We start from the raw sequence: 14,856 nt of genomic DNA, 5'->3' as shown, positions 1-14,856 counted from the left end.
GATGTTGTTATTGGAAAAATAAAAATTGAATATTCTGTTTTTTGATTAACTACTGGGATTTTATTTACTTGCTTTTTATATGTGTACTTTGTTATTTTTACCAGATTCATTTAAATGTGGTATTTTATTAATAGAATAAGATAGTGTTTAGATATTTATTTTAAGTTGAGGGGAAAGATTGATGTGAAACCTATAAATTTATTGTCTCTAGTTGATGCAAGTGAAAAGCTATCACCTTCCGTATTTGAATTATATAAAGAACATTTTGACATTAAAGTTAAAAAAGATGAAATCGAAGATTTAAGTTCTTTAGTTAAAGAGCTTCTATCATTTGTAAATATTTTAAAAATAGTAGAGGGATTTTATGTAGGATATAAAATTAACCAAATTAATAAAGAGTTTGATCTTTTAAGATTTGGAGAAGAAACTATTATTAATATAGAATTGAAAAGAAAAAATACTGGGGATAGAATGAAAAAGCAACTTTTAAGTAATAAATATTATCTCAGTTTTTTAGAAAAGAAAGTTTTACAGTTCACTTACGTTGCCTTAGAAGAAAAGCTTTATTACTTAAACGAAAATGAAGAATTTAAAGAGAGTGATATTGAATTTTTATTTAAACAAATACATAAACAAAAATTAATTGAAATTGAAGACATACATCAAGAGTTTGATCCCTGTAATTATTTAGTCTCACCATTCAATTCTACAGAAGCCTTTCTAGAGAATCAGTATTTTTTGACTGAACATCAAGATAACTATAAAACTGAGATTATAAATTTAAGACAGGAGGGAGGACCATCCTATATTGCAATTGAAGGAGCTGCTGGAACTGGTAAAACTCTTTTAGCGTATGATATTGCAAAAGAATATATAAATAACTCCAAAAGAGTACTTATTATTCATTGTGGAACTGTAAATGCTGGGCATAGAAAGCTAATGTTTTATGATTGGGAAGTAACAGGTATAAGATACTATGAAAGTTATACCTTTAATGAATATGATCTGATTGTCATAGACGAAGTTCAACGCATACGTAAAGACCAATTAGAGGAAATATTACAAAGGATTAATGATAACAATGTGAAATGTATTTTTTCATATGATCCTAATCAATGTCTGGCTAGTTGGGAAGTTAGCAATAATATTCCTGAATTTTTAAAAGCTGAGGTATCTCCAAGACATTTTCCATTGACAAAAACAATTAGAACCAATAAAGAGATTATTTCCTTTATCACAAATTTGTTTGATACATCAAAAAGTAATGCACATCAAATTTATTCTAATATTAGCGTGCAGTATTTTGAGGGTCATACTAGTGTGAGGGATTATATTCAAGAACTGACTGATAGGGGATGGAAGGCTATAAATTATACGCCTGGTTACGGAAATAAATATTATCCATATGAAGTGTATCAAAACGGAGATAATAAAAGCGCACATGAGGTTATTGGACAGGAATTTGATAATGTAATTGTAGTGATAGATTCTAACTTTTTTTACAATAAAAATTTACTAACAAGTAAAAAAGATTACTATTATGATAATACAAAAATGCTCTATCAAATGATGACAAGAGCTAGAAAAAAATTGCATGTTATTATCATTGATAATGAGAAAGTTTTAGAGAAAAGTTTAGAGATTTTAGGATCTAATAAAATTGTTACAGTCTAAAAATTCATGAAAATAATGGTGTTAAACTAAAAGATAGGAATAAGAGATATCCTACCTTTTAGTACTCAAATAAAAACAGGCTAGATTCTTTTAAAAGGAATAATTAATACTTATTTTGAATCCGAAAAATTTTATTTTCAAATGAAAAGTTTTTGTTTGATTTTGCATATTGTAAAACCTCCTTTCTACATATGCATTTTACTCACTTTATCCTGAAATTCTAAGAGCATTTTTAAGAAACATAAAATTTTTTCAATACAATATAAAAAAGGAACTCTTTAATATTGCAGAGTTCCTTTTTGTTTTATAGCATTTTACGACAACGTATAATAAAATCAATATCTTTCGTTGAGCTATCCTCATTATGAACTCTCTCAATTACTTCGGCAGCATATAATTTATCTGCCTTATTGTCAGCTATCCTTTGTATATAATTTGTAACTATATATAGCTTCTTCTTGAGTAATTTCAGCTTTCATTAATTCAACATTAAAGTATCCCATATAATCCCTCCGATTTAATGACAATAAAAAATCCCACAAGTTACCTTGCAGGATCACATACAAAATAGGGTATTTCGTACTTTTTTATTTTATATGAACAATAAAAGACAGGTCTATAAATATGCTTATACCATTTTAAATTTTTAGTATCGTTTGAACGGATAATACGTATTTTAATAAATTGAATGCACACGAAAATTTATCAAGTTGAAATTTAAATTAATTTAGTGCTATAATGCGAGGGATCAATTATCATATTTCTTCATCAATCTCATGTATTTTTAGTAAGAGTTTGTTAATCACAGCCTCTTAACGTACCGTTAGGGGTTTAACTCTTTTAAATAACTATTTTGCATTAATTATTTTCAGTATTTTAAAAAAACAAATGAATATTTCTAACAAAAGACTCCATTTTGATTAAATTTTTTCAGAATGGAGTCTTCTTAATAAATTGTACGATTGTGTATGCATTCTTTTTATTTAATATCAATTAATTCATCAAATTTTAATTGTGTATGTGTATTAAAAGCATCAAGACAATGAATCAATTTGTTTCCTGGATCTATAGAAGTCACTGTTATGTATTGGTGATGTAAATATCCCTTTCTGTAGTAAGAGAGGAATACCTCTTCATTGTATTCTAAGGATTGCTGTAAAGAGCGTTGGATTCTTTCTTTTGTATCATCAGTGAGTATTGGTCTATTAACTTTATTTTGGTCTTCTAGCATCCGATTTATTTTGTGATTTGAATTATAAGTCCGCCACAATTTGAACCATAATATTGCCCGAAAGCATAGTTTTTAGAGAACATCCTTGTAATATTTGAAGCATTACATTGCCATAAATCTTTTATTAACTCATAAACTTGCCTCAAAAAATAGTAGTAGGGGTAGTATCACATGCCCATCAACTTAAGGATAGAAACTCTACGGTTTTCCATTAATTGAAATGAACAAACTTTTAAACAGTATAATCCTCTTAAAAATGAGCATACGAAATAAACCCTAACGGGTTTCATTTTTTTCTTATGCAGCTTTCTTTTGTTTTCTCAATCCATTATACTCATAGACAACACCCATAATATCAAAGATAGTTTTCTTCTCATATCGATGGGATTTCCGGCCATTTTTCTTTAGTAGGGTAAACAGGCGGATTAAAACCTTTGTTATTATACGGGTGTTTCTCTGTATCGCTTGATATAACAGGGATAGATGATCTTGAATCATCCCAATTGCTTTATATTCGCTTAGTTCTCTTTTGTGCTTTTGCAACAGAAGTTGGCGCATCTTAAACATCGTGGAAGAACATATAAAAATGGCAATGAGTTTTCCATACACATGGCATTCTAATCGCTCTTGTTTGATAGTTTGCCAATGATGAATTTGAAATAGAGATTTCCACGTTTTAAATATGATTTCGATCTGCCAGCGGAGGGAGTAAAAATCATGAATTTGTTCCATCGGAACCACTTCCCAAGGCGTATTCGTAACATATATGTTGATACCCGTTAATCGTTTACTCTTTTCTGAAAATGTAATCCCCTTTTTACTTTCGGTATAGCTTTGTTTTTTTCTACGTTCCAGTATTTGTTCCTCTGTTAATCGGTAGATAATTACTCTTGTAAATAATCTTTGATTCTTGCCAATATACGACTCTTTTATTTCATACGTTTGTCCTGGTTTTAACGTGTGCATAATGTTCTCTAAATCAACTTGGATATACTGTGACTGTTTTTTGATTGTCCCATTTCGAAAGTATTCTGGAAATGGATTTTTCGTATAGACGGTATGGTTTAACTTAAGTCTTGATATATAGCACACGCCACGTTGATCCATTTGATCTAAGTCTTCCAATGAAAAATATCCTAAATCACGAATACACAGATCACCCGGCCGTAAGGTATCTAAGCAATCTGTTCCAAATGTTTTATCATTATTTTTTCCAGGACCTACCTGGAAGTTTAAAAACTGTCCGCTGTGTAAGTCATATTCTAATTGAATCTTGATACCTGCAGTTTGTGCACAACCACCTGACCCAGGATATACATGTGCTAAATGTTTCGGTACTTGGAAAATCGTCGCATCTAAAATACGGATTCGTTGAAAATACGTGAGTGCTGCACTTGAAATGGCTGATGTTTTACAAAGTTTACTTTTCCATAATGCAGAAAAAATATATTTCAAAAATTCAACCGCTTTTTTATCAAAGCGTTTATTGAGTCCTTCTGGACTCATAAGAGTGCCTGTGGCGGCGTGTAATTGACTGCATAGTCGAACGAGAGAATCACTCGCTGTACGTTGACTGACCCAGATACATATGGTAGCTAATTCATTTCCTGAAAACTTTCGTTTTCTTTTTACAAAACCTAATTCTTTAGCGAGTTCTTCCAAAAGAGAAGGGGTTAAATGACGATACAGCTCTTCAGAAAATAGTTGTAATTCATCTTGAATTGAAAGATTCATAAAAAATGTCATCCTTTCTAGCTAGCTTTTTAGAAAGAATAACGTTTTTTGACACTTGGGGGTAGTGCAAATTCTTAAGTTGATGGGCATGGGGTAGTATCAGGAAAATGCGGATTTACAACGCTAAGCTCTTTTCCAAGACGATTCCCCCATTTTTAACAACGTTAAGAAAGTTGTAGTGGTCTTAAAGAATCTAATGAGATCACTTTCTCCGAATTAAAATGATATTCTCCTAGTAAATTAATATGTTCCCAGCCTAAAGGTGACATATGGTGCAATAAGTCTTCATTAAAACTACCTGTCTCTTTTTGATATTCAACTGCTTTTGTTAGATGTAGGGTATTCCAGATACTGATAGCATTGATAATTATGTTTAAAGCACTGGCTCTTTGCAATTGATGCTGTATGGTTCGTTCCCTAAGCTCTCCTTGTTTTCCGAAGAAAATAGCTCTTGCCAGTCCATTCATCGCTTCTCCTTTATTCAATCCTCTTTGTATTTTTCTTCTTAAAGTTTCATCCGATATGTAATTAAGAATAAAGATCGTTTTTTCTATTCTTCCCATTTCGCGTAAGGCTGTAGCTAAGACCTAATTTCCCCATATATAGAAAGCTGTCGGAAGAGAAACAATAATCGTTCCTTATTCCATTAAGGGCCATATAATGGAGTAAGGAATGATTAAGGAAGTTTATGATAAAATTAGATAGAGTTTGTAAAAAGTGTATTTAAACTAAGCACCCGATAATTGAATAAGATAGAATAAAACTCTAAGGCAAGGGATAGCCTTAGAGTTTTATTATTTTTGATGCTTCTTTTTTCCAGTAAGTGATTATTCTGGTTAACATGAAAAAATTGCTAGGTTTAACAAACTCTTAGCGATTTTTTATGTTTAAATCTTGTGTCTGTTGAAAGTTCTTTGAGTTAATTCAATAAAATCTTCCAATGGAGGAGTCATCCATTTATCCTTATGCCAAGCGATATGGGTGAAAATAGGAGGAATATTATTATCCCATTTTAATTCCACCATTCTCCCCATTTTAATATCTTTTTCAACAACCATTGTAGGTAATGCAGCAATTCCTAATCCTGCAATCACACATTGCTTTATGGCTTCGATACTACCAAATTCAAACTTATTTACTGGGTAGACTTTTGCTGAGTGACAAGACTTTTCTAAAAGAGTACGGTAGGAGCAACCACTTTCGGTTAATAGCAGTGTTTCATGCTCAATATCTTTAAGATAAACCTCTGACTTCGAAGCTAATGGATGGTTTGGAGCAGCCACCATCTTGATATCTTCTTGTATCAAAGGTTTTATCGTTAAAGCTTCTTCAGGTTTCGTTATATCCATAATGAAGGCAATATCAAGCATACCATTCATTAGTTGCTTTCTAGCTAACTCGTCGGAATGAGCTGGTTTAAATATTAACTTTACATTAGGGTATCGATCTTTAAATTCTTTTAATATGGTAGGTAACCTATAAGTACATTGACTTTCTTGTGCTCCGATGATAAGGGTGCCAGAAGGTTCTTTATTTCCACTGATGGCCATTTTTGCTTCTTCATTTAGTTTAATGATTTTTTCCGCATAGATTTTAAATTCTTTTCCTGCCTCGGTTAATGTTAGGCGTTTACCTAAGCGTTCAAATAAAGGTTTTTCTAGCTCTTCTTCTAATGCTTTAATTTGGGCTGTCACACTAGATTGAGCAAAGTTTAATATACTAGCTGTTTTGGTGAAATTAAGAGTTTCGGTAGCCGTCTTAAAAGTGATGAGTTGTTTAATATCCATATTCGTCTCCCTCCTAAATCGGAAATATCGATTGAACCAAACGGAATAATCTGTTTTACTGATTTATATGTGTAGTTTAAGCTATAAATCATAAACAGTCAAAAAAAAGGAGTGGAATAATTATGAGTATTGCAGTTATTTACGGAGGTACTCGCCCAAATGGAAATACAGAGACGTTAACTAAACGTTCTATTAAGGATCTCGAAGTAGATTCCATTTACTTAAGGGATTACAATATTAAACCAATAGATGATATGCGCCACACTGAAGACGGCTTTCAAGATGTTGGTGATGATTATAACTCCCTAATATATCGAATGGTGCACCACGATATTCTCATATTTTCGACACCGATTTATTGGTACAGTATGACAGGAACAATGAAGAACTTTATTGATCGATGGTCCCAAACGATGAGAGATCCTCAATATAAAGACTTTCGAAAAATCATGTCTAAGAAAAAGGCCTATGTAGTTGCAGTTGGGGGAGATTCTCCTTTTATAAAAGGATTACCATTAATTCAGCAATTCAACTACATCTTTGACTTTGTTGGTCTACCTTTTGAAGGATATATTATTGGGAAAGGAAATAAACCTGGAGATATATCCAAAGACCAGGAAGCTTTTTATGCAGCTGATCAATTACATGAAACATTAAACTTCTTATCGTCTTCCTCTTATACAAAAAAAGAAGAAAAAAGGGAAGTGTGAAAGGGGAGTAAAAAGTGCTAAAGACACAAATGAAATTCAACGTTTATTATATAGCTTATCTAACACTCGGGGTTATTTGGGGCACTAATTTTCTTTTTATGAAATGGGCCGCCGTTCATATTGATCCTTTACAAATTGTGTTTCTAAGAGTTTTAGCCGGTTTTATTCCTGTATTTCTTTATGCACTTATTAAACGTCAAATAAAGTTAAGTCATATAAAATATATACACCACTTTCTAATTATGTCTATCCTCGCAACTATCATTTACTATTATTGTTTTGCGAAAGGCACAGCATTGTTGAATTCTGGAATAGCTGGGGCTTTAAGTGGGTCCATACCGATTTTTTCTACAATCATGACCTTCTTTGTTTTAAAAGAAGAAAAGGTAACTGTTAAAAGAGTAGTCGGAGTTATTGTAGGATTAATTGGTGTGTTACTTATTGCGAGACCATGGAAAAACGGAGATACAGCTCTTGACGTTAAAGGTGTCATATATATGTTAATAGGGTCTCTCAGTGTTGGTGCCTCTTTTGTATATGCAAAAAAATATTTAACAAAAATCAATATTTCTCCCGCAGCTTTAACGAGTTACCAGGTGGCCATTGCAATCATTATACTTGGTCTCTTTGGGGATTTACAAAGTATAGAGAATATTCAATCAGACTCAGTTGCGTTGATTGGTGTATTAGTGGGACTAGGAGTTCTAGGAACAGGGCTAGCTTACATTCTTTATTATGTTCTCGTCAATAATTTAGGGGCAATAATAGCCTCCACAGTAACTTATATACCACCTGTAATATCCTTATTAATCGGCGCACTATTAGCAAACGAAATCATTTTGATAAGTGATTGGAGTGCCATGATCATCATTTTATTTGGAGTATATATAATGAACAAAAAGGAAGGATTTGATAGTGATTTGCTCCATAATCGGGAGCATTAGTTCAATTATCTATTGGCAGTAATTATTATCTTGATCTTCCAAAATAGGGCGCTTTAACGGAGCAACGAAAAAAGCCTAATTTCTCAATATAAATGTTGAGAAATTAGGCTTTTTAATAAGGGAATTTCCTTAACGTTGTAAATCCGCATTTTCCTGACGCTACCCCTAGTAGGGGTCACCATATCAAAAAAATTGTACGTTTAGACACAAACTAACCGGTTCCTTATACATTAAGGAACCGGCTATTGATTTTACAGCTTTTTTATGAAGTTTTTATCTTATAATGTTTTAAATGATTAATTTAAGTTTATAAACTTAAATCATAAATAAAAGATAGAGTGAAAACTATATAAGAAATAAATGTAACAAAAACAAGAAAACATATAAACCGAGCATTAGATACATATTGTGCTATTCTTTTTTTCATGTTAATTGGTTTTATTCTTTAAATGTGAAGTATCAATTTGAATCTTACCTTTCCAAGATCCAGCTACTTTTCCAATTTTATTTATATTTACATCTAATGTAAGGGGTTGTTTAAAAGCGTCTTTTTCTTCAGGATTTACAACAAATGTAACAACGCCTTCTGGTTTATCTTTATCACGAATGCCTGTTTCTAATTTTTTACCTGTTGCCATAAGTTCGAAAGGAAGATAATCATCTTTATCTTGTATAAAGGATATTAATGATCCATTTTTAAGTTCAGGTCGTTCCTCTTGTTGTCCATTGACCTTACCATCACTCTTAAGATCTACTCCAGCTGTATCAAATTCATATGGTACTAAACTTCCATCTGCTTTTTCCATTCTATAATGAACTGATATACGTGAATCCGCGATATATAATTCTTTGAAATGTACTGTAATACCCTGATCTGTAATTTTTTCATCAATAGGAATATATTTGCCATTCTTCATCGTATCTTGTGTGACACCATTTTCGTCTTGTATTCCTTCATTTACAACCTTATCATTTGTAATTGCATCAGAAAAATACGAGGCAACATTTGTAGCCGCCACTTGTACTTGTGGAATCATTGCTGTTGTAAATAGTCCTGCTGCAGCTACTGCTGTATAAATGAAACGTTTTGTTTTTTTATTCATGTTTGTAAAAATTCCCTTCTTTTGTTGTTTTTTATGATTTATATTAGAAACATTGTCTAGTTTTGAACGACTTTCAAATGTTTTCCATGCTTGTTCTACGTCAATTTTGATTTCTTGTGGTGAATGTGCAGATTCTTCATATAGCATTACATTCTCCCATTGGTTTAATTTACTGATTTCTACTAATAAATCTTGGCATGCTTCACATGTATCTAGGTGCTTTGTAAATTCTTTTCTTGTATCATGAGAAAGTTCTCCATCAATATATGTTTGAATAAATCCGATATCATAACATTTCATTTGTTATGCCTCCTCCATTTGTTTATAAATCTTGCGAAATTTCATTTTGGCTCGGACTAATAAAGTTCCAATAGAAGATATTTCAATTTGAAGTATTTCTGCAACTTCTTTATATTGAAAACCAGAGAATTTCATTAGTAAAAGGGTTCGTTCTCGCTCATTCATTTTATTTAGTATCGTTTGGACTTTTGTAATTTCTTCTTTTCTTATCCAATCATCGTCTAATGATGAGACATTTTGTACGTCATGGTATTGTATTTCCTTATCAATCTTCGCTTGATGCCTTTTTTCAGATCGCAAATGGTTATACGCTACATAAGTAGAAGATTTAATCAGCCATCCAGGTATGTTTTCGATTGCTTTCCAATCGCTACGATATAATTGTAAAAATACTTCTTGCGCTAACTCTTCAGCGATAGATTGATCTTTAACAATCCATATGATTTGTTTCACAGCGTAAGCATAGTACTGCTTAAATAAATCTTCAAAAGTCATGTCAGAAGCATGACTTTCTTCATTTTCTATTGTTAACATGTTAGTTAAAACCTCACTCTCAATTTGATGCCTGTATTATATAGAAACCAGAAAAACGGATTTTGTGACACTTTTTCCGTTTTTTTTTATTATGTACTAAAAAAAGCATTCATCTAAGTAAAAGATGAATGCAAAAAGGAAAATGAAAACATAAAAACTACAACTTTTACTGTAGTTTTTATTAATGTACAAGAAAACAGTTAGTTTTTTGCCAAACCGTGTCTAAACGTACAATTTTTTTAAATATAGTGATCCCTTATAAGCTTAGCGCCACATCACAATCAAGTTAATATTCTATACTACCCCCAAAACAAAAAATTAGATTCCTTTATAACAATGGAGTTCATTTTTATCGTTTTTGGGGCAACTTGTTATTAAGTTGATTGTACATTTTATTTTTGGAACCATAACTTTGCCACAAACAAAAAGAACCATAACCTTGCCGTTTGGGCAAAGTTATGGTTCCAATCACACGCATGTAGAATTCATCATGTTTTTTTATCCGGTTGAACGTTACTTATAGGTAACGAGAGGTGATGGGGATGTTATTTATGCTAGATGAAATTATGCCACCAAGAGAGGCGTGTGATCGTTGGGGGATTATACAAGAAGCGCTGCTAATGAAATTGAAGCGAGGAAAAGATAATAAATTAATAGATGCATTGATTGAGAGTGGAAAAGTTAAATACTACAAGCCTGAAGGAAAACAACGTGGAGAATGGATTTTAACTGTAGAAGCTATGGATTTTCTCTTTCCTAAAAGGAAGGAAATAATTAAATGAATTATCCTAAAAAGTGTTAACAAAGTTATCACTTTTGAAGGGGATATTATAAATGGAAAAATACATTGTAAACTATCATACTGGTGTAACAGAAGAAGTTGAAGTAAATGATTTAAGTGAAGCGAAAAAAGTTGCTGAAGAAGGTATAGCTTACACGCAAGAAAAAATCACAATTGAAACTTTAGATGGCGAAGTCATAACAACCTCATATTGGTATGGAATATCCCCACAAGAGGATGATAATGTACTTGAAACGGTTGGTGGCGGCTTTTATCAAGTGTGGAGCGATGAACTGGGGGAGTAATTCCCCTTCTCGTTGGTTTAAAAGAATTTGCTGAGATACTAGGTTGGGATAAAGCACGTTTAAGCACAAAGTTTTCTCGACAACGAGATGGGAAGAAAGTAAGACCGTTATTACCTGAGCCAATCCAGATCCTTGCTTCTACACCTATTTGGACATTGAAAAGGAAAAAAATATAAAGCTATAATTGATGGTAGGTCTGCTGAATAAGCAGACCTTTTTTATATAAATTCTACATAAAATTTAGTATCGATGATTCCGAAAGCAACTTTACAGGGAAACGGATTTTTTCCTACTGAAGCAGCACGCATACAAGAAAGTACCCAATGTTCTAGTTCTAAAGGTAAGCGATATAATTGAATACTACCATCATTGTTTTTTACTGTTATAAGAGGCGCAGTTACCCTGGTTGTAGCAAAATCATCCGTTGTTATTATTGCTACAGCATCATTAGTGTGAAAACCAGCACCTAGAACTTCATAAATCATTCCATCTTTTTCATTAATAATCATCGGTATATTTAAATAGGGATAGTCATTTATATCGTTATGAATAATTGCTCCTGCTGCACTTTTTCTTATTTGAGCCTCTTGCATTATTTACACTCCTTTATAATGGTCTAAATGTGCTTAAGTAAATATATTCTATTTTGCATCTATTATATTATAAAATTGCAGTTTCATCTCGTTATAAAAAGCATCGGTACATATAACAGCACTATTTGGTGGATCAATATCAACAACAGTCATATAGCTAGAGAGCAAATAACCATCCTCATAATATGTAATGAGTATTTCTTCTTCAGATAATAAGGAACATAATAACATGTTCTCAATTAGTTCTTTTTCTTCATCTGTTAAGATCGGCCGAGTTACTTTATTTTTCTCCTTGATGATTTCACGTATCCCAGCAAACTGTTCAGGAATTGCTGCAAACGGAGTGAATTTCACCATATTATCAAGACTTTTTTTCGATTATTGTAGCGATATTAATGCCTCTATCGTTGTATACATATCTTCATACATAATTCTCTTTATAATAGATTTCTATATTTTAAAGTTTGTTAAGCAATTATTACATTTTGATAAACCTGGAAAATTAAGACACCTATGTAAGCTGTTTTTAATACACTGGGATTTTATATGCCAACTTAAGTACCTTTACAGTGGTGTTTAAATACAATGGTATGAGTAGTTACCATTGTATTTAAGTGTTCAATAAATATCAGAATAACGAAGGGGTTTGGCTGATGAAGAACAATATTAAAGGATTAATTGAATATGGCGAACGTATTCCACATTTTCATAAAGATTTCCCCATAATTTTATTTTGGAGTCACAGAAGTGGTTGTACTTCTCTGGCGAATTGGTTTTTCTTCCAAATTGGGTTATATGAGGAAGCAATGAAATATGCACCGTTCATTCATTACTATGAATCTGAAATATACAAAAATAAAGTTGATTACTACACAAATTTAGAAATGCAACTCTTGGAACTAAGTAAGGATACCATAAAACTTGTGCGCAACCCTTATAAAAGAGCTGTAAGCTCATTTTTAATACTTTATGACAACCCTTACGCCTCGAAACAATGGGAACAGATTAGAGAGTATTTTTATAATGATAAAAATGAATCGAAAGGAATTTCATTTAAACAATTTTTATATTATGTAAAAGAAATAGGGGCTAAATCCATTCTGTTAGATCAACATTTTTCACAACAATATATTGAGGGAGAAGAAAAGGTCATCAAACAAAATATAAAACTAGAGAATTTTAATACAATAATTCCGCAGCTGGAGAAAGAATATGGATTACTTTCTTCTGATATATCACTCCTTACAAACTCCAATCACCATAGGGCACATCAAATGATTCATAAAGGAAATTATGCAGATGATGATATTACAAATCCACACTTCCCTTCATTACCAACCTATCGAAGTTTTTATGATGAAGAAGCTCTAAACCTTGTTTCAGAAATATTTACTGACGATTTTGAAGCATATGGATATAAGAAGAATGAAATTAATTTTTAACTAATATACCTATCACCCGACTATGTATAGAGTCTCTTTAAAAACTATAACCACTATGAAAAGCCAGCGGTATGGAAGGGGAATTATAATGAGCATTTCTATTATAATGATGGGTTTCATCATAGGGGGATTGGTTGGAGTAACAGGGATAGGCGGGGCCGCATTACTGACTCCATTTCTTCTAACATTAGGCATAAGTCCTTCTGTAGCTGTTGGAACGGATCTAGTATATAATTCTATCACTAAAATGTTTGGAATATCCCAACACTGGAAACAGAAAACCATCAATTTTAAACTAGTAAAATATCTAGCTATTGGGAGTTTACCTAGTGCAATTATCGCAGTAATAATAATTCATTTCTTGCCAATTTTTCATGATAATCGAGAGGGAATTATAAAATATATATTAGGATATGTTTTAATCCTTGCGGCAATTTCTATTTTTATAAAAACATTTTTCTATAATGAATCTACACAAAGTTTTTTTCAAAAACAGACTATGGTCCAAAAAAAGAACCTAACAATTCTTATCGGTGCAATACTCGGTTTTATCGTGGGACTTACTTCCGTTGGATCAGGCTCTTTATTTGCTATTGCAATGATATATTTATATCGACTGAAACCATCCGAATTAGTAGGCACAGATATTACACATGCGTTTTTATTAGTGACGGTTGCAAGCATACTAAATATGAATTTAGGAAACGTAGATTATCTTTTATTAATTCACTTACTCATTGGTTCTATCCCAGGTGTCATACTTGGTAGTAAATTCTCCACTAAGATTCCCGTTAAACCTCTTCAAATATTTTTAGCTATCATTATTGGTGTTAGTGGACTAAAGTTAGTTATCGCTTATTAAAAATATTTCATGTTTTGCTATATAAGAATGGAGGTTCAAAATGGATCATATAGAACTATATAATTTTATATACAAGCAAGGGCGTGTCCCTCATTTTCATAAAGATTTTCCCCTCATCTTGTTTTGGAGCCAAAAAAGCGGATGTACTTCGCTAGCCCACTGGTTTTTTTATCAAATTAATTTATTTAAAGAAGCGATAAAGTACAATCCGTTCATTCACAACTATGAGTATGAAGTATATAAGAACTCTACACATTATTTAGCACAATTAGCTAATGGATTACAAACTAAAGAGAAGAAGACGTACAAACTAGTAAGAAATCCTTATAGAAGGGCAGTAAGTTCTTTTGTTGCTCTGGTTCCACCACCAAATATTGAAAATCCCGTATGGAAACCCATTCGGCAATTTCTGTATGGTGATGAAACTTGCAATAAACCCATTTCCTTTAAACTATTTTTGTATTACTTAAAAGCACACATGACAAAATTAGATCAAGTAGATCCTCACTTTACACAACAATATATACAAGGAGAAGAAGAATTTGTTACAAACTATATCCATCTAGAAAATTTTAACACAGGTATTTCGAAGCTAGAAGAGGTATATAAATTAAAAAAATCACCATTAGATCTATTATCAAAATCTTGGCATTATCAAGGGAGTAAGATGATTTACAAAGGAGTTTATGCAGACGCTGATATTACAACCCCTGTTTTTCCACGATTACCTACTTATGATAGTTTTTATGACGCAGAAACAATTCAGTTGGTTCAAGAGGTATTTTCAAAAGATTTTAATATGTATCATTATGATTTAAATTCTATTTCTTAAAATAAAAATGTTCAAATCCTGCTT

The 14,856-nt window shown here is 31.9% G+C and carries 15 protein-coding genes and 1 pseudogene; 8 read left to right on the top strand and 8 right to left on the bottom strand.

Annotated features, from left to right (window positions below):
- Positions 1-183 precede the first annotated feature (183 nt).
- Complete coding sequence (locus tag ACXKY9_RS30125; protein WP_000802626.1) at positions 184-1,674, top strand: DNA/RNA helicase domain-containing protein; 1,491 nt, start codon at positions 184-186, stop codon at positions 1,672-1,674.
- A 979-nt stretch (positions 1,675-2,653) separates the two neighbouring features.
- Here the strand turns inward: ACXKY9_RS30125 and ACXKY9_RS30120 are convergent.
- The 4 genes and pseudogenes from ACXKY9_RS30120 to ACXKY9_RS30105 form a co-directional block, all read right to left on the bottom strand.
- Positions 2,654-2,905 (bottom strand): YolD-like family protein, encoded by a 252-nt coding sequence (locus ACXKY9_RS30120; RefSeq protein WP_000888766.1) that lies wholly within the window; start codon positions 2,903-2,905, stop codon positions 2,654-2,656.
- Between the two features lie 297 nt (positions 2,906-3,202).
- Positions 3,203-4,639: an IS4-like element IS231C family transposase gene (locus tag ACXKY9_RS30115; protein WP_001053969.1), complete on the bottom strand. Its 1,437-nt coding sequence runs from the start codon at positions 4,637-4,639 to the stop codon at positions 3,203-3,205.
- 164 nt (positions 4,640-4,803) lie between these two features.
- Positions 4,804-5,223 (bottom strand): annotated as a pseudogene (locus tag ACXKY9_RS30110) (Tn3 family transposase); the annotation flags it as partial.
- A 303-nt stretch (positions 5,224-5,526) separates the two neighbouring features.
- On the bottom strand, positions 5,527-6,426 hold the full coding sequence (locus ACXKY9_RS30105) for a LysR family transcriptional regulator (protein ID WP_000351941.1): 900 nt from the start codon (positions 6,424-6,426) through the stop codon (positions 5,527-5,529).
- A 122-nt stretch (positions 6,427-6,548) separates the two neighbouring features.
- On the opposite strand from ACXKY9_RS30105, the gene ACXKY9_RS30100 reads away from it, so the two are divergent.
- Together ACXKY9_RS30100 and ACXKY9_RS30095 are read left to right on the top strand one after the other, a co-directional pair.
- Entirely contained in the window at positions 6,549-7,136 is a 588-nt protein-coding gene (locus tag ACXKY9_RS30100; protein ID WP_000020440.1) for a flavodoxin family protein, read from the top strand.
- A gap of 14 nt (positions 7,137-7,150) precedes the next feature.
- Positions 7,151-8,080: a DMT family transporter gene (locus tag ACXKY9_RS30095; protein ID WP_016090335.1), complete on the top strand. Its 930-nt coding sequence runs from the start codon at positions 7,151-7,153 to the stop codon at positions 8,078-8,080.
- 428 nt (positions 8,081-8,508) lie between these two features.
- On the opposite strand, the gene ACXKY9_RS30090 is transcribed toward ACXKY9_RS30095, so the two are convergent.
- Together ACXKY9_RS30090 and ACXKY9_RS30085 are read right to left on the bottom strand one after the other, a co-directional pair.
- On the bottom strand, positions 8,509-9,483 hold the full coding sequence (locus ACXKY9_RS30090; protein WP_000650425.1) for a DUF4179 domain-containing protein: 975 nt from the start codon (positions 9,481-9,483) through the stop codon (positions 8,509-8,511).
- A 3-nt stretch (positions 9,484-9,486) separates the two neighbouring features.
- Positions 9,487-10,017 carry an RNA polymerase sigma factor SigX gene (locus ACXKY9_RS30085; RefSeq protein ID WP_000955500.1) on the bottom strand — a complete coding sequence of 177 codons (531 nt, stop codon included), beginning with the start codon at positions 10,015-10,017 and terminating at the stop codon, positions 9,487-9,489.
- 542 nt (positions 10,018-10,559) lie between these two features.
- Between ACXKY9_RS30085 and ACXKY9_RS30080 the strand changes: the two genes are divergently transcribed.
- Entirely contained in the window at positions 10,560-10,799 is a 240-nt protein-coding gene (locus ACXKY9_RS30080; protein WP_000898260.1) for a helix-turn-helix domain-containing protein, read from the top strand.
- 52 nt (positions 10,800-10,851) lie between these two features.
- Complete coding sequence (locus tag ACXKY9_RS30075; RefSeq protein WP_000417392.1) at positions 10,852-11,103, top strand: hypothetical protein; 252 nt, start codon at positions 10,852-10,854, stop codon at positions 11,101-11,103.
- A gap of 218 nt (positions 11,104-11,321) precedes the next feature.
- On the opposite strand, the gene ACXKY9_RS30070 is transcribed toward ACXKY9_RS30075, so the two are convergent.
- Both ACXKY9_RS30070 and ACXKY9_RS30065 read right to left on the bottom strand, forming a co-directional pair.
- The gene (locus tag ACXKY9_RS30070) at positions 11,322-11,696 is read right to left on the bottom strand and encodes a hypothetical protein (protein ID WP_001154608.1); all 375 of its coding nucleotides are present in this window, start codon (positions 11,694-11,696) and stop codon (positions 11,322-11,324) included.
- Positions 11,697-11,744: 48 nt separating this feature from the next.
- A complete protein-coding gene (locus ACXKY9_RS30065; RefSeq protein ID WP_000238290.1) occupies positions 11,745-12,053 on the bottom strand; it encodes a YolD-like family protein in 309 nt (102 codons plus the stop codon).
- A gap of 296 nt (positions 12,054-12,349) precedes the next feature.
- Between ACXKY9_RS30065 and ACXKY9_RS30060 the strand changes: the two genes are divergently transcribed.
- The 3 genes from ACXKY9_RS30060 to ACXKY9_RS30050 all read left to right on the top strand — a co-directional run bounded on the left by ACXKY9_RS30060 (position 12,350) and on the right by ACXKY9_RS30050 (position 14,832).
- Positions 12,350-13,138 carry a sulfotransferase family 2 domain-containing protein gene (locus tag ACXKY9_RS30060; RefSeq protein ID WP_000794364.1) on the top strand — a complete coding sequence of 263 codons (789 nt, stop codon included), beginning with the start codon at positions 12,350-12,352 and terminating at the stop codon, positions 13,136-13,138.
- Between the two features lie 88 nt (positions 13,139-13,226).
- A complete protein-coding gene (locus ACXKY9_RS30055) occupies positions 13,227-14,000 on the top strand; it encodes a sulfite exporter TauE/SafE family protein (protein WP_000027993.1) in 774 nt (257 codons plus the stop codon).
- Between the two features lie 40 nt (positions 14,001-14,040).
- Positions 14,041-14,832: a sulfotransferase family 2 domain-containing protein gene (locus ACXKY9_RS30050; RefSeq protein ID WP_000349585.1), complete on the top strand. Its 792-nt coding sequence runs from the start codon at positions 14,041-14,043 to the stop codon at positions 14,830-14,832.
- Positions 14,833-14,856: the final 24 nt, after the last annotated feature.

It is taken from the genome of Bacillus sp. 2175, assembly GCF_057812155.1.
The sequence above is the reverse complement of the archived record's forward strand: the minus strand, read 5'-3'. Positions and strand labels throughout refer to the sequence as shown.

Coding starts and splice junctions, on each gene's coding strand:
- ACXKY9_RS30120 (WP_000888766.1), bottom strand. CDS start 2,905: ATGCTAGAAGACCAAAATAAAGTTAATAGACCAATACTCACTGATGAT.
- ACXKY9_RS30115 (WP_001053969.1), bottom strand. CDS start 4,639: ATGAATCTTTCAATTCAAGATGAATTACAACTATTTTCTGAAGAGCTG.
- ACXKY9_RS30105 (WP_000351941.1), bottom strand. CDS start 6,426: ATGGATATTAAACAACTCATCACTTTTAAGACGGCTACCGAAACTCTT.
- ACXKY9_RS30100 (WP_000020440.1), top strand. CDS start 6,549: ATGAGTATTGCAGTTATTTACGGAGGTACTCGCCCAAATGGAAATACA.
- ACXKY9_RS30090 (WP_000650425.1), bottom strand. CDS start 9,483: ATGAAATGTTATGATATCGGATTTATTCAAACATATATTGATGGAGAA.
- ACXKY9_RS30085 (WP_000955500.1), bottom strand. CDS start 10,017: ATGTTAACAATAGAAAATGAAGAAAGTCATGCTTCTGACATGACTTTT.
- ACXKY9_RS30080 (WP_000898260.1), top strand. CDS start 10,560: ATGTTATTTATGCTAGATGAAATTATGCCACCAAGAGAGGCGTGTGAT.
- ACXKY9_RS30075 (WP_000417392.1), top strand. CDS start 10,852: ATGGAAAAATACATTGTAAACTATCATACTGGTGTAACAGAAGAAGTT.
- ACXKY9_RS30070 (WP_001154608.1), bottom strand. CDS start 11,696: ATGCAAGAGGCTCAAATAAGAAAAAGTGCAGCAGGAGCAATTATTCAT.
- ACXKY9_RS30065 (WP_000238290.1), bottom strand. CDS start 12,053: ATGGTGAAATTCACTCCGTTTGCAGCAATTCCTGAACAGTTTGCTGGG.
- ACXKY9_RS30060 (WP_000794364.1), top strand. CDS start 12,350: ATGAAGAACAATATTAAAGGATTAATTGAATATGGCGAACGTATTCCA.
- ACXKY9_RS30055 (WP_000027993.1), top strand. CDS start 13,227: ATGAGCATTTCTATTATAATGATGGGTTTCATCATAGGGGGATTGGTT.
- ACXKY9_RS30050 (WP_000349585.1), top strand. CDS start 14,041: ATGGATCATATAGAACTATATAATTTTATATACAAGCAAGGGCGTGTC.